This is a genomic window from Spiroplasma endosymbiont of Notiophilus biguttatus (assembly GCF_964030985.1).
GTDB classification, from domain to species: Bacteria; Bacillota_I; Bacilli_A; order Mycoplasmatales; family VBWQ01; genus Spiroplasma_E; species Spiroplasma_E ixodetis_A.
This window is the reverse complement of record NZ_OZ034993.1, coordinates 60,609-82,093: the sequence shown is the minus strand read 5'-3', so window position 1 is coordinate 82,093 and position 21,485 is coordinate 60,609. Positions and strand designations below refer to the sequence as shown.

Here is a 21,485-nt window from a genome sequence, read left to right as displayed (position 1 = left end):
AATGGTGATTTAATTATTATTTAACAGGTTTTACTGTTTTAATTTCTTTAATTCTAGCAGCTTTACCGCTTAATTTACGTAAGTAGAAAATACGTGCTCTTCTTACTTTACCCTTACGAATAACATTAATTTTATCAATTAATGGTGAATGTAAAGCAAATGTTTTTTCAACACCTTTACCACCAACAGTTTTACGAACAATAACATTTTGCGTAATTCCTGAACCTTTGCGAGCAATAACTACTCCTTCAAACATTTGAATACGTTCTTTTTTTTCTTCTTTAATTTTAGAAAATACTTGGATTGTATCTCCAGATTTAAAATTAGGAAGATTATGATTTAGTTGACTTTCACTAACTAATTTAATAATTGCCTTTTGCATGTTTTATTTCTCCTTTCGTTTATTTTTTTAATTGAAGATTTATATTCTTCAATTATTATTTTATCTTTTGCAGATAATTGATATTTTTTAAATAAATCAATTCTTTTTTTATAAGTATTAATTAATGCTTGTTGATGACGATATTCTGCTATCTTTTCATGGTGACCACCAATTAGAACTTCCGGAACTTTCATACCTAATACTTCTTCTGGTCTTGTATATGTTGGATAATCCAATAATGAGTTATTAAAAGAATCATTAAGATGAGATTGATGTTGAATAACATTAGGAATTAACCTAGTAATACAATCAATAATAACCATTGCTGGTAATTCACCACCAGTTAATACATAATCACCAATTGAAATCTCTTCATCAATATAAGACATAATGCGTTCATCAATACCTTCGTAATGACCACAAACTAAAATATAATTAATATTTTTTTGACTATATTTATAAGCTAAATGTTGATTTCATTGTTGACCTTGTGGACTAAGTAAAATTGTTTTAGACTCAGGATATTTAAGTTTTACACTATTAATAGCATTAATTATTGGCATTGCTTGCAAAACCATACCATTGCCACCACCATAAGGAGCATCATCAACTTGCTGATGTTTATTATTAGCAAAACTTCTAATATCAATAATATCAATACTAATTTGTTTTTTAGTAATAGCTCGTTTGATGATTGATGTTTGCATAAAATCATTAAAAGCATTGGGAAATAAAGTTATAATTGTGAATTGGTTTTTAGTCATTATTAATTAATCCTTCAATAATATTAAAATAAATTTTTTGTTCTTCTTTATTAATTTTATTAATAAATACTTTATTATTAGGAATAAAAAAGGTTTTTTTATTAGTCATTTTTATTTCTCATAAACCTTGATGATTATTATCTAAGAAAGCAATAACTTTTCCTAAAAAAGCATTATTATTAGCATCAAATGCTTCATAATTTAGAATATCTTCATAAAATCAAGGTAAGTTATCATTAATTATTTCTTCAGTATTAATAACTAAATGTTTATTTTTCATACCTTCTACTAATTCAATAGTATTATAATTTTCAAATGTTAATAATAAAAACTGCTTATGGTTTCTTACTCTTGAAATAATTAAAGGTGTTAGTTGTTTAGTTTCTTCTAAATAAACTGTTGTTTTTTCTTTTCATGAAAATTTATTACCATAATAATTACATAAAACCTTAACTTCACCAGTAAGACCATGAGTATTAGCAATAGTACCTAACTCTAAATATTTCATCTTAAAACTCATTAATTACTAATTTAATAGTATTGTTTTCTAAATATGCTTTGCTTTCAATAATTGTTGATAAAGCACGAATAGTATTTCCTTTTTTACCAATCAATACTGATATTAATGATTTTGGCGCCATTAATATTAACTCATAGTGATTTTTTTCTACTAATTCACGAATCTCAACTTCACAAATTTTATCAAGTAAATTGGTTCAATTAAACATTCTAGCAATGTTACATACATATTAATTAATCACTTGTTTTAGCATATTTTAATATTAAGTAGCGGGTGCTTCTTCTTTTTTAATAGAATTAGCAGTAGCAGTTTTTTTATTTTTTACAGTAACTTTTTTTGTTATTTTTTTAGGTTTGCTACTTTTTCTCTCTTGTCTTAAATTATGAAATTTAGTCATAATTCCTTCTGATGATAATAAACTACGAACAGTTTCTGTTGGTTGAGCACCATTTGATAAAAATTTTAATGCTTTTACTTCATCAATAGTTACTTGTTTTTCTTTACTTGTCGGATTATAAGTACCTAATTTATCAATATATCTACCATTAAGTTTTGTTCTTGCATCAATGGCAACAATTCTGTAACTAGGCTGCACTGATTTGCTTTTTCCTGTTGGTATTAAGCGTAATTTAACCATAAATTACCTCCTTCTATTAATTTGTGGCAAATAAACCTTTTTAATAATATCTTATTCACATAATGATGTCAAGTTAAAATACTTAACAGATAAAAAGATTTTAATTTAATAATTTCTTTATTTTTACTAAGTTACATATTTTTTCTAAATAAATAAGTTTTTCTATTAAAAAACACTTACTTATGTAAGTATTTAAATAATTTACGGACTTCTCCCCACATGTACTTGTGGAGGGAACAATGAAACTGAATGAGTTCAACAATGCTTTTCAAACTGAACAGCAATGTCTTGCATATATAGCAAATTTGAAAGAAAACAAATGTATTAGGTGTTCTAGTTTTAATTTGAATACTTCTGATTTAAAAAGAATAAGATGTTTGAAATGTAATCAAACATTTAGTATTCTCACGGGTACCATATTTTCAAGCTCACAAACATCTTTAAGATCATGATTTTACCTCATCTTTAGATGAATAAACACCAAACATGGAATTCCATCAACTGATTTTTCAAAAGAATTGAGAGTGACGTTAAAAACAGCATGGAGAATGGGTCATAAAATTAGAACACGTATTGCAAAACAAGAACCTCAATTTATTGTTGAAGGCACAGTGCAAATTGATGAAATGTATCTTTCACATATGGCTTTTAAAAAACAAGGAAGATCCTTGAAAAATAAAACATTGATTGTTGGCATTTATGAAAAAACAACTAATAATTTAATTGTGAAAGTATTGAAAAATGCAAAGAGTAAAAGTCTTTTGAATTTTGCAAGAACCCACATTTCTTCAAAATGTCATGTATATACTAGACTTACTGCATAACGTTTTTAAGTTTTAATGATAAATTATAAAATCCTGCAATTAAATTAAATCTTAAAAATATTCGTTTTCTGGCTTTTCTAAATTTATAACCAATAATCTTAAAACATTTTAAAAATGCAAAAACATGTTCAATTTTTCTACGAGTTTTATTAATAATCTTATTAAAGATTTTGGTTTTATTTGTTTTAGGATTATTTTTGCTAATTTTAATGGGTAAAAATGTATTAGCATGAATTTTTTGTAAACCTTGATAACCTTTATCTGCAAGAATTATAGTTTCTGGTAAAAACTTTAACTTTGAATTCTTAAAAGTTTTAAAATCATGATTTTTACCAATATCAGAAAAAATATTTAAAATTTCATTAGTATTTGCATTAATTACGGTTTGAAACTTAACAGTATGCATTCATTTTTTACCAGAAAATCAATCTTTTTGGTTATATTTTGGTCGTTCTGTTTCTACCTCTGTTACATCAATTATCAAAATTTTATTTTTTAATTCTTCTTTTTAAAAAAATATTTTTATTTGTTAAATTATTAAACTTATTATTCTTTATTAAAATATCTTCAATTGAACGAATATTTCGTAAAGCAGTAGTATCAACCATACCATACTCAGCACCAATACTATGATATGTACGATTTTCATATAAATATCTTAAACTCATTACTAGTCGATCTTCTATTGACATTTTATATGGCCTTCCACCAATAGTAGTTTTGAGTTTTTGATGTTCTAATAAAATATTTAAAATTTCGTTAAAAACGAGTTTATTAATACCCACTATTTTACGAAAATATTGATCAGATTTATCTTTTAATTCAAAATATGTCATAAAGTTTATCCTTAACTATTCAAATTTTATTTTAATAATAACAAAAAAATAAAAAGTTAACTAGTTATGCAGTAAGTCTATTAAATCTGAAGATTTAATGAAAATAGTTAAAGAAAATGTTGATATTAACAATTCTATTCTTTTTACTGATGAATATCGTGGATATTATAAAATGAATAAAATTTTACCACATGAACAAGTTAATCACAAAAAATATTTTTCTTATAATGGTATTCATACAAATACAATAGAAAGTTTTTGAGCAATATTAAAAAGAGGTTTTATCGGCCAATTTCATTGAGTTTCAAAAAAATGACTCCAATCTTATTTAAATGAATTTTGTTTTAAATATAATAACCGTAAAGAAAAAATCACATTTAAAAATATCATAATTAAATTATTTATTAAGAATTAAGTGTTAACCAATAAGCGTAAAATTCCGAACTTATTTATATTAACTAAATCAATTGCCATTCTTCTTTACCTCTTATTTTTTTATTAATAAAAAAATAAGAGGTAAAGAAGAAGTTTCAAATATTATGTGTTAGAATAAGAATACAAGATTCACACTATCACATCTTGTCCCATAAGTGTTTAAGTAAGTTTTTGATTATAAAATTAATATTTAAAAAATTAGAAAAAATATAAAAGTTTATAAAAAACTTGCATAACAAATTATACTTATTTAAAAATTATTAGACTCCCTTGTATAAAGAATTTGAAATAAAATATGAGCATTACTTCATTTTAAAGTATATGTTGATGTTATATAAATATAATAATAATAACCTACTTTAAAATCACTAAATAATTTTAAAAATAACATTTTAGAATTTAAAGTTAATAACATTTTTTTAACATTTTTTTAAAAAAATGTTAAAATTGGTAATTTTTACTAAAATTTAAAAAAGTCATTTATAATGATAGAAGATTAAAAGAGATAACTAACTTTTAAAATATATTTTTATTAAAAGTTAACAAATTATAAAAGAAAGTTAGGTGCCAAATAATGTTAATTAATATAACAACTAATAATTGCATCATTAAAAATAGGGGTTCTTTATTTCAATGTTTCATTGAAGCAAACTTAACTATTGAACAAAAAAAAGTACATCTGATTATCTAATGATTTAAAAACCTAAAGTTAATAGTCATTTTTTAACTTGTTTAAAAAAATATTAAAATTGGTAATTTTTACTAAAATTTAAAAAAGTCATTTATAATGATAGAATATTAAAGAAGATAGTTGACCTTAAAACACTTTTTAATTAAATAACGGACTTCTCCCCACATGTACTTGTGGAGGGAACAATGAAACTGAATGAGTTCAACAATGCTTTTCAAACTGAACAGCAATGTCTTGCATATATAGCAAATTTGAAAGAAAACAAATGTATTAGGTGTTCTAGTTTTAATTTGAATACTTCTGATTTAAAAAGAATAAGATGTTTGAAATGTAATCAAACATTTAGTATTCTCACGGGTACCATATTTTCAAGGTCACAAACATCTTTAAGATTATGATTTTACCTCATCTTTAGATGAATAAACACCAAACATGGAATTCCATCAACTGATGTTTCAAAAGAATTGGGAGTGACCTTAAAAACAGCATGGAGAATGGGTCATAAAATTAGAACACGTATTGCAAAACAAGAACCTCAATTTATTGTTGAAGGCACAGTGCAAATTGATGAAATGTATCTTTCACATATGGCTTTTAAAAAACAAGGAAGATCCTTGAAAAATAAAACATTGATTGTTGGCATTTATGAAAAAACAACTAATAATTTAATTGTGAAAGTATTGAAAAATGCAAAGAGTAAAAGTCTTTTGAATTTTGCAAGAAGCCACATTTCTTCAAAATGTCATGTATATACTGATGATTGAAAAGGATATTGCGATTTCAAATTGGTTTTCCCAAAACATAAAACAGTTAACCATCTTGATGGTTATGTTTCAAAAACTGGTGTAAATACCAATCAAATTGAATCAGTTTGAAAACATATAAGAAGAACATTTAAAACACATATCAAAGTTGCAAAACATCATGTTTATTTATATGCCAAAGAAGCTGCATATAAATTCAACAAGATACCTAGTTTTGAAATTGTAATGCTATGTTTAATTTAAAAATGTGGGGAGAAGTCCGTAGATACACTTTTCTCAGCATTTATGTGATAAAATTAAAAAATAGTACATAAAGGGAGAAAAGCGTAAAATTAATAAATTACAAAAAAAGAAAGTTAGGTGCCAAATAATGTTAATTAACAAAACAGCTGATGAGTGTATCATTGAAACTGGTGGTGCTTTATTCCAATGTTTCGTTGATACAAATTTAACTGTTGACCAAAAAAAAATGTGTATAAATTGAATTGTTTTATTTTTAAACTATCAAGATGCAGTTATTCTTTGTGATGAAGAAAAAATTAATAGTTTACAAAAAGAACTTTCAGAAACATTCACAACAGATTATTATAAAAATGCTTTAAAAGAATTTAATAATGCAAATCTTATATTTAAAAAAACTATACTTACTAATTTTAAAAACATATGTTTGGAAAATACTTCACAAGATATTATTAATAATATTACTCAATTCCATCAGTCATTTATTAAAACAATAGATGAACATAAAAAATCACTTACTTTTTTGAATTTAAATAAAATATATGAAAATCTTTTATTATTATTTTTTATAATTCACTACCATTTAGGCTATCAATTTAAACAAGAATTAATTCCAATCATTAGAAGTTTCACTAATATGATTAAAATTCCTATTTATATTGAACAAAATGATAGTCATGTTAAAATGTTATTAATGAAAAAAATTTTGCAAGATAATGAACAATTATTTGAAGATCTCGAATTAATTCAATTGAGGAATTTTATTCATAGTTTAGATGATATATTTGATAATGGTCTTAATATTAGTAGTGCCATTGAAAAATTAATATTAACTAGACCACACAGAATAAAACATTCAATGAATATGTTATTTAAAAAACATGGTATTAAACTACAAGAAATACTTTGAAAAAATAATAAAGAAAGTAATCCTACCATCGGTAATATGATTATGCATTTATTCGCTTATGAAACATATTATGTACAAAGAAATCATAACTATGAAACATATGAACAACTAGTATTAAATAATGTTTTAACAGATCCTCTTTTTGAAAAAATATTTGTTGAATATAAAACAAAAAATCAAATTAATAAGGTTATTTAAAAATAATAATTACTTTAATTTTTTACTTAGAAAATTAAAGTAATTATTTTAGAACCTGTTTAGAATCTTTTAGAGAATAAGGTAAAATTACTATATATTTTAAAATAAGAGGTATATATGCATAAAAATTATCCAAGTCATGGGCATTGGTTAGATAAGTTTACTTTCTTGTCTTCAAATCTGTACAAATTGATTTGGAGGCATTTTCAATCTAATAACTATTCTATCATTGTTTCAATATCTAACAAATTTTTCTAATATTTTATTAAAACTTTCCATACTTTCAAAAGTGCTACCAAACATCATTTTAAAATCTCTTTTAATTCAACGATTTAAACATTCACTAACTTGATTACCTTTAAAACCTGATAGACTTTTTGAATAGACTTACTGCATAACTAGTTAACTTTTTATTTTTTTGTTATTATTAAAATAAAATTTGAATAGTTAAGGATAAACTTTATGACATATTTTGAATTAAAAGATAAATCTGATCAATATTTTCGTAAAATAGTGGGTATTAATAAACTCGTTTTTAACGAAATTTTAAATATTTTATTAGAACATCAAAAACTCAAAACTACTATTGGTGGAAGGCCATATAAAATGTCAATAGAAGATCGACTAGTAATGAGTTTAAGATATTTATATGAAAATCGTACATATCATAGTATTGGTGCTGAGTATGGTATGGTTGATACTACTGCTTTACGAAATATTCGTTCAATTGAAGATATTTTAATAAAGAATAATAAGTTTAATAATTTAACAAATAAAAATATTTTTTTAAAAAGAAGAATTAAAAAATAAAATTTTGATAATTGATGTAACAGAGGTAGAAACAGAACGACCAAAATATAACCAAAAAGATTGATTTTCTGGTAAAAAATGAATGCATACTGTTAAGTTTCAAACCGTAATTAATGCAAATACTAATGAAATTTTAAATATTTTTTCTGATATTGGTAAAAATCATGATTTTAAAACTTTTAAGAATTCAAAGTTAAAGTTTTTACCAGAAACTATAATTCTTGCAGATAAAGGTTATCAAGGTTTACAAAAAATTCATGCTAATACATTTTTACCCATTAAAATTAGCAAAAATAATCCTAAAACAAATAAAACCAAAATCTTTAATAAGATTATTAATAAAACTCGTAGAAAAATTGAACATGTTTTTGCATTTTTAAAATGTTTTAAGATTATTGGTTATAAATTTAGAAAAGCCAGAAAACGAATATTTTTAAGATTTAATTTAATTGCAGGATTTTATAATTTATCATTAAAACTTAAAAACGTTATGCAGTAAGTCTATTTATATTTTGATATTTTTTTGTTTGATTAATAACTTCTAAATCATAATTATTTTCATAATAATCAAAATATAATACTTTTTCAGTAATAGAATTATCAATATTTACAAAAGTTGTGATGAAGTAAATTTCATTGTTTATTGATAAAATTTCTTCGTGAATTTTTTCAATCCCTGTTTTTTTTCTTTGTTTTTCATCATAAATTGTTATTGCGTTATATGAAAATTTTGTCAAATTAACATTGCTTTGTTTTACTTTTAATTTTTGATTTTCAGTTTTAAGTTGTTGATTTTCTTTATCTTTTTCTAAATTACTTTGTTCTAGTTGTTCAATATATTTTTTTTTGAGTTTGTATTAGCTCTTCTGTATTTGATGTTGGTCAATTTAAGTAATTTTTAAATTTTGTTCATATATCATTATTGATTTTTTGCTCTTTTTCATTATTTATTAAATTACTAGTAACTAGTTCTAAATTTTCTCTATTATTTTCTGATAAGTTGTCATTAATTATTTGATTATTAGTATTATTAATTACAATTAATTTAAATGTTTTTCCACCATGTCTACTTTTTTCTCTAATCTCAATGTTAGATTCTTGTTTGATATCTTCTATGGTTTTATTTTCTAATAGAAAATTATATGTTTGTGATTTAGTTTTGTCAGTCATGTTAATATCTCCTTTTAACATTAAAACCCACTTACTTTGGTATAAAAGTAATGGGTTAAAACTTATATGTTGGATAACAGCTATATGTTATCAAATTTTGTATATTTTACAATTAGTTAAGTTTTAACCAAAATTGATTATTTGAGTTTTGAAAGTTGCTAGTTTTCAGTTATAAATTTTGATTTGCTCATCAACAAATTTTTTCATGCTTTCATTTGGAACTAGAAATAAAACTTCGTATCCGTTTTTACAGTAATGTCTTAGTCCATCAAATTTTTGTCTCATTCTAATTTTTGTTTTTCTAGTTCTTTCAAGTTCAATAATTATGACTTTATTTTCATAATGCACCAATAAGTCGGGATATCCTTTTTCTCGATAACTTTCTGCTTTTAGTTCTTTTTCAGTTTGATAAGAAATTATGTCATTTTGTTGTGTTAATCATTTAATAAGTAAATCTTGATGAGTTAGTTCGTTATAGTTAATTCTTATGGTTTTACTTTTTTTGCCAAGTTTTCGATTTCCTAGACTTGAAAGCATATAGATGTTTTTTCTGGTTAGTTGGTCTACACGAATTAATTTTTTGTCTATTAAAGCTCTGATTAATCAATCAACAGCGTTAATTTCTTTATTTAGTAATAATGAAATCTGATAAGTATTTAAGTACCCTCAACGGTTGATGATTTCTATAATTTTTATTTGTTCCATGATTTTCAACTCCTTAATTGCTAATGGGATAACGTTTGAAAAACGTTTTCTTTCTTTTTGGGAAGCGCTTTCGCGCGGACTTTTTCTTTCTTTTTCAAAAGAAAGAAAAAGTTATTTCTCCCCCAACCTAAACAGATGACCCCGTTCACTCATAAGTTTACGTTGGGGGAGCGGGGTCATCTGTGATAAAGTAATGAAATTGCTTTATAGGTTTGGGGAAAATTTCATTTACATTACCAAGAGCATTCTTGGTATTTTCTTAGTATTTTTCGATGATAATTTTGTCAATAAAATGAACTGAATTTTCTAAAATTATCTTGCAATATGCTTGTCCAACTTTTAATTTTTTTAAATCATTTGGATGAACAATATATTCTTCAACTTCACGAATAGAACCCTTGGTACTTTTTTTATTTTTAGTATCATATTGCTTAGTAATTTTTTCAACTGTTCTTGTTCCAAAAACTTTTGCTATATAGTCAGCACTATTTGGGTCTTTGACATTATGAGCAATAATGTTAGCTGTGTTTCCAAAAATAGTATCTGTTAAATCTTTGTTTGATGTTTTTAAATCATTAATTGTTTGAAAACATAAAAAACATTGATAGTTAAAACTTCTTGTTTTATTAATTAAATTGATAATACTATCACTTGCAAAAACGTTAAATTCATCTAATATAATATTAATATGTTGATTTCTTGGTTTTATAGAAGCAAACTCTTTTAAATCTTGGATAAGTAATTTACCAATGTTGCTAGCTAACTGAGGATAATCTAATGAATTCAAAGAAAATAAAATAACTTTATGATTTTTAACTATTAAAGAAAAATCATTTTTTAAACCAATGCTTTGATTTAATTGTTCATTATAAACATTTAATCTGTTTTCTAGACCTTGGATATCATCATTTTTAAATGTAGTTAAATAATCATAATTTTTATCATTACTATCAATTAAATTTATTAAATTTTCTTTTGAAAAATATTTAATAACGGAATTTTACGCTTATTGGTTAACACTTAATTCTTAATAAATAATTTAATTATGATATTTTTAAATGTGATTTTTTCTTTACGGTTATTATATTTAAAACAAAATTCATTTAAATAAGATTGGAGTCATTTTTTTGAAACTCAATGAAATTGGCCGATAAAACCTCTTTTTAATATTGCTCAAAAACTTTCTATTGTATTTGTATGAATACCATTATAAGAAAAATATTTTTTGTGATTAACTTGTTCATGTGGTAAAATTTTATTCATTTTATAATATCCACGATATTCATCAGTAAAAAGAATAGAATTGTTAATATCAACATTTTCTTTAACTATTTTCATTAGACTTACTGCATAACGTTTTTAAGTTTTAATGATAAATTATAAAATCCTGCAATTAAATTAAATCTTAAAAATATTCGTTTTCTGGCTTTTCTAAATTTATAACCAATAATCTTAAAACATTTTAAAAATGCAAAAACATGTTCAATTTTTCTACGAGTTTTATTAATAATCTTATTAAAGATTTTGGTTTTATTTGTTTTAGGATTATTTTTGCTAATTTTAATGGGTAAAAATGTATTAGCATGAATTTTTTGTAAACCTTGATAACCTTTATCTGCAAGAATTATAGTTTCTGGTAAAAACTTTAACTTTGAATTCTTAAAAGTTTTAAAATCATGATTTTTACCAATATCAGAAAAAATATTTAAAATTTCATTAGTATTTGCATTAATTACGGTTTGAAACTTAACAGTATGCATTCATTTTTTACCAGAAAATCAATCTTTTTGGTTATATTTTGGTCGTTCTGTTTCTACCTCTGTTACATCAATTATCAAAATTTTATTTTTTAATTCTTCTTTTTAAAAAAATATTTTTATTTGTTAAATTATTAAACTTATTATTCTTTATTAAAATATCTTCAATTGAACGAATATTTCGTAAAGCAGTAGTATCAACCATACCATACTCAGCACCAATACTATGATATGTACGATTTTCATATAAATATCTTAAACTCATTACTAGTCGATCTTCTATTGACATTTTATATGGCCTTCCACCAATAGTAGTTTTGAGTTTTTGATGTTCTAATAAAATATTTAAAATTTCGTTAAAAACGAGTTTATTAATACCCACTATTTTACGAAAATATTGATCAGATTTATCTTTTAATTCAAAATATGTCATAAAGTTTATCCTTAACTATTCAAATTTTATTTTAATAATAACAAAAAAATAAAAAGTTAACTAGTTATGCAGTAAGTCTAATGAATTAGATTAGTACTTGTATTAAAAAACTTTACTAACAATTTCGCTTGTATTAGCAGAACCTAAATCTGATTGAATAGTCGTAAAATTACATTGTTTAGCACTCGCTAATTCTATTTGATTAACCACATTTAACACAGTTTTGGCATTTTCACTTTTGTTTATTTTTCAGCCAACAATTGAATTACTGTACATATCAGTAGCAAAAACAACTAATAATTTTGTTTTTTTATCACCAATAATTATATTTTTAAATCATGTGCCATCCATACCAACTTTTTCAAGTAATAACTTACTTGAAAAATTACGTTTTAATAAATCTTTATTATTTTTTAAATCACTATTTTCTACTACTCTATTTGTTGATTTAGGTTCTAATAATAATTTAATATTATTATCTTTTAATATTTGTTTTATGCTTGTTTTACTGCATTTAAGACCTTTATTTTTTATTTTTAACTCTAATCTTACTTTTTCAAAACTAGTGATATTAATGTACTTTTTTTCATTTTTAATGAGAACTATTTTGTTTATTGCTTGTATCAAATTATCATTAATTTTTGATTGATATTGCTTTTTACCTTTTTTTACTCATAAATAGTATGCTGTTTTGCTAATAGCTATGTAAACAATAATTTTATTTAAATGATGACCTTTTTGCTTATATTTTTCTACTATTAAAAAACACTTATATTTTAATAATTTACTATTTTTTCCCCTTGTTAATTTCTTTTCACAGGCTAATTGCTCCTTTAAAAGTTCTTTTTCAACCTCATCTTTTAAAGCTTGTTTTCTAAGTTTATCAATTTCTTTGTTTAATAGTTTAATTTCAATATCTTTCTTATCGATCCTGTGAGAAGTTTGGGATTTAGAAATTTTGGTGAATGCATTTTCACCTTTAATTTGATATTGGTTAACCCAATTATAAATTAATACTGGAGTTGATAATTTATATTTGACTTGAATTTCATGTATTTTTAGTTTTTTATCAACTAAATACTCATTAACAACGGCTAATTTTGTTTCTTTTGAATAAACTTTATAATTCATAATTTCTCCTTCTGTATTAATTATTTTTAATTATATTACAGATTGAAAATATTAATTGGTAAACTTAAGTGACTGATGCCAAATAAATATTTACAAAAAGAAAGTAACAGTAATACCACCGATTATTTTTTTGTCAAAAAAAGAAGAAGCAATACTTTTTAATCAATATTATATTAATTTATAATAAAAATGTACCTTTAAATTTTTAGGTACATTTTTATTATTTTCTATTTTTTATTAACTTTGTATCATTCTAATTCTAAATCTTGTGCAACATCCATAACTACTTCTGACATTGTTGGATGTGGATGACAAGAAGAGGCTAATTCAACAATAGTACCTTCCGTTTGCATAATATTAACAATTTCAGCAATTATATCAGTAGCCGTTGAACATAAAATATGAGCACCTAGGATTTCTCCATATTTTTTATCAATAATGATTTTAACAAAACCATCAGTCTCACCATCAGCCAATGCCTTACCATTAATAGTAAATGGTATTTTCTTCATCAAATATTCTTTACCTAAAGATTTACATTCAGTTTCAGTTAAACCAACACTTGCCACTTCAGGGAATGAATAAATACAACTAGGCATTTTATTATAATCTATTTCTTGCTCTTTCAATGACTGATTATCAGCATCCGTTCTACCTTCTTTAACTAAAATATTATTAAGTGCTGCTAATCCTTGTGTTGATGCAACATGAGCAAGCATTCTTTGACCATTAGCATCTCCAATTACATATATATTATCAATAACATTATTATTAGCATCTAAAGCTTCCAATTTATTATTTACGGCAAATGCTTGATTAGGCTTAATTTGAATTCCCAAATTAGTAAAACCTTCAGTAATTGGCGTTCTTCCAGTACTTAATAAACAATAGTCACTAGTTACTGTTAATGGTTTTTTATGTTCTTTATCAGTTGCAGCATAATAAGTTAAAGTTTTATCCTTTAATTCATTAACACTATGACCAGTAATAATATTAATACCATTTTTTTCAAGAATTTTAGTTAAAGTTGTACTAATATCTTCATCTAGTAATGCTAAAATACGATCTAAATATTCAATAATAGTAACTTTAGTACCAAGTGTACTAAATAAACAAGCAAACTCAATACCAATGACACCGCCACCAATAATAGTTAGTGTTTTTGGAACTTCTTTTAAAGAAAGAATTTCAGTCGAAGTTAATAATGTTTGATTTGTTTTTAAATCTTTTTCACTTAAACATTGTGGACCATTAGGATTATCAAACATTTTTACTTTTGAACCAGTAGCAATTATCATATATTTAGTAGTATATTTCTTTTCTTTACCGTCTTTAGCTTTCACTAAAATCGTATTTTTATCAATAGCACTTCCAATGCCTAATAATTGTTCAACTTTATTAGATTTCATTAAAAAGCCAACACCACCAGTTAAACCTTTAACAACACCAGCTTTACGATCTTGCATTACTTTTCAATTAATTTCAATATTTTTTTTATCTTTAATAGCAACACCATATTTATCAGCATTTTCAATATAATGAAAAACTTTTGCGCCCTTTAGTAACGTCTTAGTAGGAATACATCCAACATTTAAACACACTCCACCTCAGTTATCTTTTTCAACAATTGCAGTTTTTAAACCCATCTTTGCTGCTCGAGCCGCTGTTACATAACCACCAGGACCTGCCCCGATAATTATTAAATCAAAATCATAGTTAGACATCTTTTACATTTTCTCCTTAAGCTAAAATTAATGTTGGATTTTCTAATAACTCTTTAAGTCGAGAAAGGAAATAACCAGCAGGTGCACCATCAATAACACGATGATCAATTGAAAGTGATAATGGAAAGAACTTATGTTCAACAATTTTACCATCAGCAATAATTAGTTTTTTTTGCATCATTCCTAAACCTAAAATTGCTACTTCTGGATAATTAATAACTGGTGTTCCCATTTCAATTCCTGCTGAACCAAAATTAGTAATAGTAAATGATCCACCTTGCATTTCATCACCTTTTAATAGTCCCTTACGAGCTTTATCACCTAATGAATTAACTTGTCTTGCTATTTCAAATAATGAAAGTTGATCAGCATTTTTAATAACAGGAACTACTAAACCCTTTTCAGTATCGGCTGCCATACCAATATTATAATATTTTTTAACAAGAATTTCATTATTAGCCATGTTCAAAGTTGAATTAAGTAATTTAAATCGTTCTTCTTTTAACACTTTAGCAACAGCCTTTACAAAGAATGGCATAAATGTTAATTTAGCACTACCATCTGGATCTTTTTCCGCTGGTTCTTTTAAAGTTGCACGTAATTGTACTAAGTTTTCAGCATCAACATTAATCATTAAACTAACATGTGGTGCTGTATAAACTGATAATGACATTTGATTAGAAACAGCCTTACGAATTCCTGATAATGGTAAATGTTCAACATTACCAAAACTTTCGATTTTAGTAACATTAATACCTTGTGAACTAATAGTTGTAGCAGAAACTGAAGCTATTGAATTAATAGGGGTTGTTGATGCAGTAGCACTAGTTGTTGTACCACCATTCTTGGCATTTAATAAGTCATCTTTTAAAATTCTACCACGAGGACCAGTTCCTTTAATTGTTCCCATATCAACACCTAAGTCACGAGCCATTCTACGTGCTAATGGCGTTGCTAATACTTTACCCGTTTGTTGAATAGATTCCACATTTTGTTTTGGTAATTCAACTGGTGATACTTTAGATGTACTAGCAACTGATTCAGATTTTGGTGAAGAATTTGTTGATGAAGGACTTTTATTATCACTAATCGTTCCACCAAACTCAACAATAACAGCACCTGACTTAATACTATCTCCTTTTTTAACAAGAATCTTAGAAACTTTACCATCTGCTTCGGCTTTAATACTATCTGAAGCTTTATCTGCTTCAATATCAACAACATTATCACCTTTTTTTACATTATCTCCAACTTTAACATGAATTTGAGTTACAGTAACTTCATCGATTCCATCCATATCTTTAAACTTCAATTCCATCTTTTCACTTTCCTTTCTTTAAACAACTAACTAAACTGGATAATTCATCATTAGTTTAACTTTTTCCATAATTTTATCTGGACTAATTATAAATCATTTTTCACCTTTAGACAGTGGAACAGTAATATCATAACCTGTTAACCTTGTTGGAGGACATTCTAAATATTCAAAACACTTTTCATTAACAACGGTAATAATTTCTGAGGCAACTGAAAATGAACGAACCGCTTCTGAAACAACTAATAATCTTCCTGTTTTTTTAATAGAATTAACAACTGTTTCTTCATCTCATGGTTGTAATGTTTGTAAATCAATTAATTCAATTTTAAAATTTTCTTTTTCTTCTAAAATTTTAACAGCAGCTTCACAATCATAAACTTTTGAACCATAAGTTACAATTGTTAAATCAGGTTTTTCTTCAGCCTTATATTCTTTAAGAATTTTAGCTTTACCAAGAACAGTCACTTCATAAGCATCACTAACTTCTTCTCTAACATCATATGTGTAATTATTGCTAGTATAACTATTGAAATAAGTTCCTAAACATTCTAAAACAATAACAGGATCTGGACTTTCAATTGCTGCCAATAATAATTTTTTAGTATCATTAGGTTTTGAAGTCATAACTACTTTTAAACCTGGAATATGACAAAATAAAGCTTCAATTGCTTCTGAATGATGCTCCAAAGCACCATTATTACCATTATTTCAATCATATGAAGGCATACGTACTACCATTGGACAAGTGAATCTACCACGAGAACGATTTCTCATTCGTGCAGCATGACATAACAATTGTTGAAAAGCAGAGAAAGAAAATCCTGAAAATTGCATTTCAATAATTGGATTTAAACCATTAATTGCCATTCCAACGGCACTACCAGCAATAACTGCTTCAGCAATTGGTGCATCAAAACAACGATTAACACCAAATTTTGCTTGTAAACCTTTAGTTGCTCGAAAAACACCACCAACATTACCGGCATCTTCACCATAAACAACAACATTAGGATTTTTTTTCATTGCTAATTCTAAGGCTAAAGTAATAGCTTGCACATTATTTCTTTTCATAATTATTTTTTCTCTCCTTCATTGAAGAAAGCTTTTGCTTCTGCTTTTTGTTCTATTAATTGTGGTGTTAATTTTTCATATGTATAATCAAATATTTCATCAATTGAAACATTTTCATTTTTTAATGCTCAAGTAATTGCATCATTAACCTTTTTAGTAATTTGTTTATCTAATTCTGCTTGTTTTTTATCATCTCAAAGTTTAATTGATTTTAAATATTCTCTAATACGATCAATTGGATCTTTTTTTAATCATTCTTGTTCAATTTTGTAATCTTCAGCAGAAAAATAATCTTTTTTAATATCAAAAGCAGAATGCGCATTTTGACGATAAGTAACAGCTTCAATTAATGAAGGACCATTACCTTTTTTTGCTCTTTCAATTGCTTCTTGTGTAGCATAATAAACAGCAAAAAAATCATTACCATCAACACAAATATTAGGTAGGCCAAATGCTGTTCCTTTTTGTGCAAAAGTTGGGCTCATTGTTGCTTTAGCAGTTGGTGTATCTAATGATCACTGATTATTTTCAACAAAGAAAACAACAGCTAATTTATGGATAGCAGCAAAATTAATTGCTTCAGAAAACTCACCTTCAGAAGTACCACCATCACCAATCGTAGTAATAACAATTCCTTTATCTTTTTTATATTTTTCAGCAAAAGCAATACCTGCTGCATGTGAATATTGAGTAGCAATTGGAATATTAACTGGTAAAATGTTAACACCTTTCGGCATTTGACTTCCCATTTCATTTCCTAATCAATATTGAATTACTTTTTCAACTGGATATCCAGCAGTAATTCATGCTGCATTATTACGATAGGCCGGTACTAATCAATCAATACCTGGTCGTAAGCAACTAGCATAGGCAACTTCAACACCTTCTTGACCTTTTGAAGATAAAAAGTTAATAACTTTTCCGATTACTTTTGGAATTCCATTTACTAATTTAAGTTGTCCTTTTTCATCTTTTTCATAGTTTAATTCCATTTGCATTTGTTCTTGTATTCGTGAAAAACACATGTTTTCATATGCTTTTAATAAAACCTTACTATCAAATTTTTTTAAATAATCAACAAAATTAGGATTAATTACTCCTTTTTCATTTAATATTTGAAAAATTTCTTTTTGGGGATTATCAAACTTCTCAACTCACATTTAAATTTTCCTCCTAAATATTTTAGCTAATTGCAGTTACACTTTTAATTATACTAATTTTTAAAATAATGAATGAACATACCTTTTCATTATACTACTAATAATTGTTGGTTCAAAATAATTTGTACTAAAATATTAATTTATCTACGGTTTTATTAATATCATATATTTTTTATTTCCTATTATCATGTAAAAATGAAAAATATATTCTAACAATAAACAAAACAGAAAAAATAATTAAAATCATAATATCATTGTTTATTTATTTTTTGCAACATAAAGTCCTAATAAAATTAGGACTTTATAATAAAATTTATAATCATAAAACATTATCAAGAAAATAAATATACAATAAAAATATTTTTATTTAATGTAAGAACCTGTTTAGAATCTTTTAGATAATAAGGTAAAATTACTATATATTTTAAAATAAGAGGTATATATGTATAAAAATTATCCAAGTCATGTCACTAAAGAACAATTTGAGAACATAAAATTAATTTTAGAAAATGTCAAAAAGAAAATAAAACCAGGACGAATTAATATAACGGATAGATTTTCTAACTTCAAACAATAAAAGTAGCAAATCTAAATATTTGTTAACTAAATTATATCATAAATTTTTAAAATATTAAAAAATATAATTACAAAATTACATTTAAACAAAACAAAAATACTAATCTTAAAATTAGAATTAAAAAATATTAAATTGTATTACTTTAAGCACTATTAATATAATTTCTACTATTTAAATAATTGGCTCTAGCCATTAACATATTAATTAATGTTGGATAAGCATATATTTTTGCACCTTTAGTTTGAGATTTAACTAAATGTTGAATATCACTTTCAGCACTACAGCCAATATTTCAACTAGCAGGTTGATTAATAATACCTTCTTTATTATTTTCAAAAATTCTTAAAGTTTCTTTATTTACTTTAGTTTCAATTAAAAATGCTATTAATTCATCATATTGACCATTACAAAAATATTTTCAAGCTTTTAAAAAGTTTTTTAAATTTTCTGGATTAACTTTATTTTTTCTTTCGGAATTTTACGCTTATTGGTTAACACTTAATTCTTAATAAATAATTTAATTATGATATTTTTAAATGTGATTTTTTCTTTACGGTTATTATATTTAAAACAAAATTCATTTAAATAAGATTGGAGTCATTTTTTTGAAACTCAATGAAATTGGCCGATAAAACCTCTTTTTAATATTGCTCAAAAACTTTCTATTGTATTTGTATGAATACCATTATAAGAAAAATATTTTTTGTGATTAACTTGTTCATATGGTAAAATTTTATTCATTTTATAATATCCACGATATTCATCAGTAAAAAGAATAGAATTGTTAATATCAACATTTTCTTTAACTATTTTCATTAAATCTTCAGATTTAATACTTTTATTTTTTGCATGAAATAATTTAACATTACCATTTCGTTCAATAATGCCAACAACACACTCTTTACTAGTTCCTCTACCACGTAATGAGTTATTTTTATTATCAACATCATTATATTTACGCGGTTTTCCACCCACATATGTTTCATCCATCTCTAATATTTTTGCTAATAATTTAATCTCATCATTAGCCATTGCCTTTCTAATTTTATGCATCATTTTTCATACAGTTGCTAAACGTAAATTTAAGTCTCTTGAAGCTTGAGATGATGATAAACTTTTTTTAGCATTAGCCATTAATACTATTAAAATAAATCACTTTTGAAGTGGTACACGTGTATGATGAAAAATAGTTTGAGCAGTTACACTAAAAGACTTATGACATTTTTTGCATTTATAACGCGACTCTTTTAAAACAGAGTTAACTTTTTCACTAAAACAAAAAAGACATTTTGGTTTGTTATTTCATCTTATTTCTTCTAAAAATTTTATACAAGATTCTTGGTTTGGAAATTTATTTATTATGTCTAAAATATTCATTTTCAATCACCTTTAATTAGATTTTATTTTACTAATATCTAATTATAGTTTTCAGAAATAATAATGTATATAAGTTATTGCCAATAAACGTAAAATTCCGTTTTCTTTTATCAGGTTTATATGCTGTTCATAAATAATAAAAAGCATGATATTTATCTAATACATAATATGCCCCTAAATATTTTGCTAAATTATATATTCATCCAGCACCATCTCCAGAAACTACTAATTTAGCATTTTCAAATTCATAATATTTTTTTAATCCATTTCAAGTAAAATTAACTGTCGGATTTGCTTGTAAATAATCTTCTTTATTAATATATTTATAATCACCCATAAAAGTATAAATTTTATTTGATAACTTATTTCTATTTTTACCTATTTGTTTTTTACCAGTATTGTAACTAATACTACGAATTTTTTGCATTTCTCTTTTATGATTTTTATTTCAAACTGGAACATAACAATCATCAGCATTAATATAAATAAATTCACTATTTTTAACTTTAAATTTTTGTTCTGGTAATTTTTCTTGAACTTTTGCATTTTTATGAATTTTACTAATTGTTACTTTTGAAACATAAGTATATTTTAAAATATCTTGGATATCTTGATAATGTTTCTTTCTTCCAATATATGATATTATTTCTTCTTTTAATCAACTAATAATTTTTGCTCTTTTTTCAATATTAAACTCTTCATAAACTGGATAATAATATTCTTTCTTTAATTTATCTCAATAAACTCTTTGATTAAAAATCATTTTACCAAATTCAAAAATAATACTACGATTACATTTTTTAGCAACTTTATATCTATCTTTATCTCTATTTTGAAAAAAATATTCATCAAAAGCATGGATTTTATTAACATGATTTGTTATAATTCTATTAATTTCATATTCAAGGTTATTTTTATAATTAAACATTTTTTAACACCTTTCCATTAAATTTAACTCCAAGCATTGTGTCAAATTTATTAAATTATTGTTGAAAAAAGTTTAATTTTAAAGTATAATAATAAAGAACGATTGAAATAACTAGCAAATCTA

General features: G+C 24.5%; 29 protein-coding genes. 7 read left to right on the top strand and 22 right to left on the bottom strand.

All coding sequences use genetic code 4. From position 1 onward, the window contains the following. Window positions 1-16 precede the first annotated feature (16 nt). The 5 genes from rplS to rpsP are packed head-to-tail and all read right to left on the bottom strand — an operon-like array spanning window position 17 to window position 2,303. Window positions 17-382: a 50S ribosomal protein L19 gene (gene rplS, locus AAHM85_RS00530; protein WP_342260563.1), complete on the bottom strand. Its 366-nt coding sequence runs from the start codon at window positions 380-382 to the stop codon at window positions 17-19. Further along, entirely contained in the window at window positions 358-1,146 is a 789-nt protein-coding gene (gene trmD / locus AAHM85_RS00525; RefSeq protein ID WP_342260562.1) for a tRNA (guanosine(37)-N1)-methyltransferase TrmD, read from the bottom strand. Before trmD ends, rplS begins: the two co-directional genes overlap by 25 nt. After that, window positions 1,139-1,654, bottom strand: coding sequence for a ribosome maturation factor RimM (gene rimM, locus AAHM85_RS00520; RefSeq protein WP_342260561.1), 516 nt, complete (start codon window positions 1,652-1,654; stop codon window positions 1,139-1,141). The genes trmD and rimM overlap by 8 nt, the downstream gene beginning before the upstream one ends. Before the next feature lies 1 nt (window position 1,655). Beyond that, on the bottom strand, window positions 1,656-1,874 hold the full coding sequence (locus AAHM85_RS00515; protein ID WP_342260560.1) for a hypothetical protein: 219 nt from the start codon (window positions 1,872-1,874) through the stop codon (window positions 1,656-1,658). Window positions 1,875-1,928: 54 nt separating this feature from the next. Continuing rightward, on the bottom strand, window positions 1,929-2,303 hold the full coding sequence (gene rpsP / locus AAHM85_RS00510) for a 30S ribosomal protein S16 (RefSeq protein WP_342260559.1): 375 nt from the start codon (window positions 2,301-2,303) through the stop codon (window positions 1,929-1,931). A 227-nt stretch (window positions 2,304-2,530) separates the two neighbouring features. Here rpsP and AAHM85_RS00505 point away from each other — a divergent pair, with 227 nt between their 5' ends. After that, window positions 2,531-3,127 (top strand): IS1595 family transposase, encoded by a 597-nt coding sequence (locus tag AAHM85_RS00505; RefSeq protein ID WP_342260558.1) that lies wholly within the window; start codon window positions 2,531-2,533, stop codon window positions 3,125-3,127. Here AAHM85_RS00505 and AAHM85_RS00500 read toward each other — a convergent pair. Next, window positions 3,117-3,611: a transposase family protein gene (locus AAHM85_RS00500; RefSeq protein ID WP_342260487.1), complete on the bottom strand. Its 495-nt coding sequence runs from the start codon at window positions 3,609-3,611 to the stop codon at window positions 3,117-3,119. The genes AAHM85_RS00505 and AAHM85_RS00500 overlap by 11 nt on opposite strands. A gap of 4 nt (window positions 3,612-3,615) precedes the next feature. Further along, entirely contained in the window at window positions 3,616-3,963 is a 348-nt protein-coding gene (locus AAHM85_RS00495; RefSeq protein WP_342260488.1) for a transposase family protein, read from the bottom strand. 64 nt (window positions 3,964-4,027) lie between these two features. Between AAHM85_RS00495 and AAHM85_RS00490 the strand changes: the two genes are divergently transcribed. From AAHM85_RS00490 to AAHM85_RS00480, 3 genes are all read left to right on the top strand, one after another. Then, a complete protein-coding gene (locus AAHM85_RS00490; RefSeq protein ID WP_342261680.1) occupies window positions 4,028-4,378 on the top strand; it encodes an IS1595 family transposase in 351 nt (116 codons plus the stop codon). 884 nt (window positions 4,379-5,262) lie between these two features. Beyond that, a complete protein-coding gene (locus tag AAHM85_RS00485) occupies window positions 5,263-6,096 on the top strand; it encodes an IS1595 family transposase (protein ID WP_342260557.1) in 834 nt (277 codons plus the stop codon). A gap of 127 nt (window positions 6,097-6,223) precedes the next feature. Next, window positions 6,224-7,201 carry a hypothetical protein gene (locus tag AAHM85_RS00480; RefSeq protein WP_342260556.1) on the top strand — a complete coding sequence of 326 codons (978 nt, stop codon included), beginning with the start codon at window positions 6,224-6,226 and terminating at the stop codon, window positions 7,199-7,201. 150 nt (window positions 7,202-7,351) lie between these two features. Here the strand turns inward: AAHM85_RS00480 and AAHM85_RS00475 are convergent, their stop codons facing one another. Beyond that, window positions 7,352-7,507, bottom strand: coding sequence for an IS3 family transposase (locus AAHM85_RS00475; protein WP_342260555.1), 156 nt, complete (start codon window positions 7,505-7,507; stop codon window positions 7,352-7,354). A gap of 156 nt (window positions 7,508-7,663) precedes the next feature. Here AAHM85_RS00475 and AAHM85_RS00470 point away from each other — a divergent pair, with 156 nt between their 5' ends. Together AAHM85_RS00470 and AAHM85_RS00465 are read left to right on the top strand one after the other, a co-directional pair. Then, a complete protein-coding gene (locus AAHM85_RS00470) occupies window positions 7,664-8,011 on the top strand; it encodes a transposase family protein (protein WP_342260488.1) in 348 nt (115 codons plus the stop codon). 4 nt (window positions 8,012-8,015) lie between these two features. Next, window positions 8,016-8,510 (top strand): transposase family protein, encoded by a 495-nt coding sequence (locus tag AAHM85_RS00465; RefSeq protein WP_342260487.1) that lies wholly within the window; start codon window positions 8,016-8,018, stop codon window positions 8,508-8,510. Here AAHM85_RS00465 and AAHM85_RS00460 read toward each other — a convergent pair. From AAHM85_RS00460 to AAHM85_RS00405, 12 genes are all read right to left on the bottom strand, one after another. Further along, window positions 8,500-8,748 (bottom strand): hypothetical protein, encoded by a 249-nt coding sequence (locus AAHM85_RS00460; RefSeq protein ID WP_342260554.1) that lies wholly within the window; start codon window positions 8,746-8,748, stop codon window positions 8,500-8,502. The genes AAHM85_RS00465 and AAHM85_RS00460 overlap by 11 nt on opposite strands. Window positions 8,749-8,824: 76 nt before the next feature. Next, window positions 8,825-9,181 carry a hypothetical protein gene (locus AAHM85_RS00455; protein ID WP_342260553.1) on the bottom strand — a complete coding sequence of 119 codons (357 nt, stop codon included), beginning with the start codon at window positions 9,179-9,181 and terminating at the stop codon, window positions 8,825-8,827. Between the two features lie 123 nt (window positions 9,182-9,304). After that, window positions 9,305-9,886, bottom strand: a complete 582-nt coding sequence (locus AAHM85_RS00450) for a hypothetical protein (protein WP_342260552.1) — start codon at window positions 9,884-9,886, stop codon at window positions 9,305-9,307. A 259-nt stretch (window positions 9,887-10,145) separates the two neighbouring features. Then, window positions 10,146-10,766, bottom strand: coding sequence for a type IV secretory system conjugative DNA transfer family protein (locus AAHM85_RS00445; RefSeq protein ID WP_342261679.1), 621 nt, complete (start codon window positions 10,764-10,766; stop codon window positions 10,146-10,148). Between the two features lie 140 nt (window positions 10,767-10,906). Continuing rightward, window positions 10,907-11,224, bottom strand: a complete 318-nt coding sequence (locus AAHM85_RS00440; protein ID WP_342260551.1) for an IS1595 family transposase — start codon at window positions 11,222-11,224, stop codon at window positions 10,907-10,909. A gap of 5 nt (window positions 11,225-11,229) precedes the next feature. Then, complete coding sequence (locus AAHM85_RS00435) at window positions 11,230-11,724, bottom strand: transposase family protein (RefSeq protein WP_342260487.1); 495 nt, start codon at window positions 11,722-11,724, stop codon at window positions 11,230-11,232. Window positions 11,725-11,728: 4 nt separating this feature from the next. Further along, on the bottom strand, window positions 11,729-12,076 hold the full coding sequence (locus tag AAHM85_RS00430; protein ID WP_342260488.1) for a transposase family protein: 348 nt from the start codon (window positions 12,074-12,076) through the stop codon (window positions 11,729-11,731). 102 nt (window positions 12,077-12,178) lie between these two features. Beyond that, complete coding sequence (locus AAHM85_RS00425) at window positions 12,179-13,207, bottom strand: hypothetical protein (RefSeq protein WP_342260550.1); 1,029 nt, start codon at window positions 13,205-13,207, stop codon at window positions 12,179-12,181. Between the two features lie 227 nt (window positions 13,208-13,434). After that, window positions 13,435-14,931 carry a dihydrolipoyl dehydrogenase gene (gene lpdA, locus AAHM85_RS00420; protein ID WP_342260549.1) on the bottom strand — a complete coding sequence of 499 codons (1,497 nt, stop codon included), beginning with the start codon at window positions 14,929-14,931 and terminating at the stop codon, window positions 13,435-13,437. Window positions 14,932-14,947: 16 nt separating this feature from the next. Then, complete coding sequence (locus AAHM85_RS00415) at window positions 14,948-16,249, bottom strand: dihydrolipoamide acetyltransferase family protein (RefSeq protein ID WP_342260548.1); 1,302 nt, start codon at window positions 16,247-16,249, stop codon at window positions 14,948-14,950. Window positions 16,250-16,279: 30 nt separating this feature from the next. Further along, on the bottom strand, window positions 16,280-17,320 hold the full coding sequence (locus AAHM85_RS00410) for an alpha-ketoacid dehydrogenase subunit beta (RefSeq protein WP_342260547.1): 1,041 nt from the start codon (window positions 17,318-17,320) through the stop codon (window positions 16,280-16,282). A gap of 2 nt (window positions 17,321-17,322) precedes the next feature. Continuing rightward, on the bottom strand, window positions 17,323-18,480 hold the full coding sequence (locus AAHM85_RS00405; RefSeq protein ID WP_342260546.1) for a thiamine pyrophosphate-dependent enzyme: 1,158 nt from the start codon (window positions 18,478-18,480) through the stop codon (window positions 17,323-17,325). 442 nt (window positions 18,481-18,922) lie between these two features. On the opposite strand from AAHM85_RS00405, the gene AAHM85_RS00400 reads away from it, so the two are divergent. Further along, window positions 18,923-19,057: a hypothetical protein gene (locus AAHM85_RS00400; protein WP_342260545.1), complete on the top strand. Its 135-nt coding sequence runs from the start codon at window positions 18,923-18,925 to the stop codon at window positions 19,055-19,057. 498 nt (window positions 19,058-19,555) lie between these two features. Here the strand turns inward: AAHM85_RS00400 and AAHM85_RS00395 are convergent, their stop codons facing one another. Together AAHM85_RS00395 and AAHM85_RS00390 are read right to left on the bottom strand one after the other, a co-directional pair. Further along, the gene (locus AAHM85_RS00395; protein ID WP_342260544.1) at window positions 19,556-20,434 is read right to left on the bottom strand and encodes an IS1595 family transposase; all 879 of its coding nucleotides are present in this window, start codon (window positions 20,432-20,434) and stop codon (window positions 19,556-19,558) included. Between the two features lie 31 nt (window positions 20,435-20,465). Beyond that, a complete protein-coding gene (locus AAHM85_RS00390) occupies window positions 20,466-21,362 on the bottom strand; it encodes an Mbov_0401 family ICE element transposase-like protein (protein WP_342260543.1) in 897 nt (298 codons plus the stop codon). Window positions 21,363-21,485 lie beyond the last annotated feature (123 nt).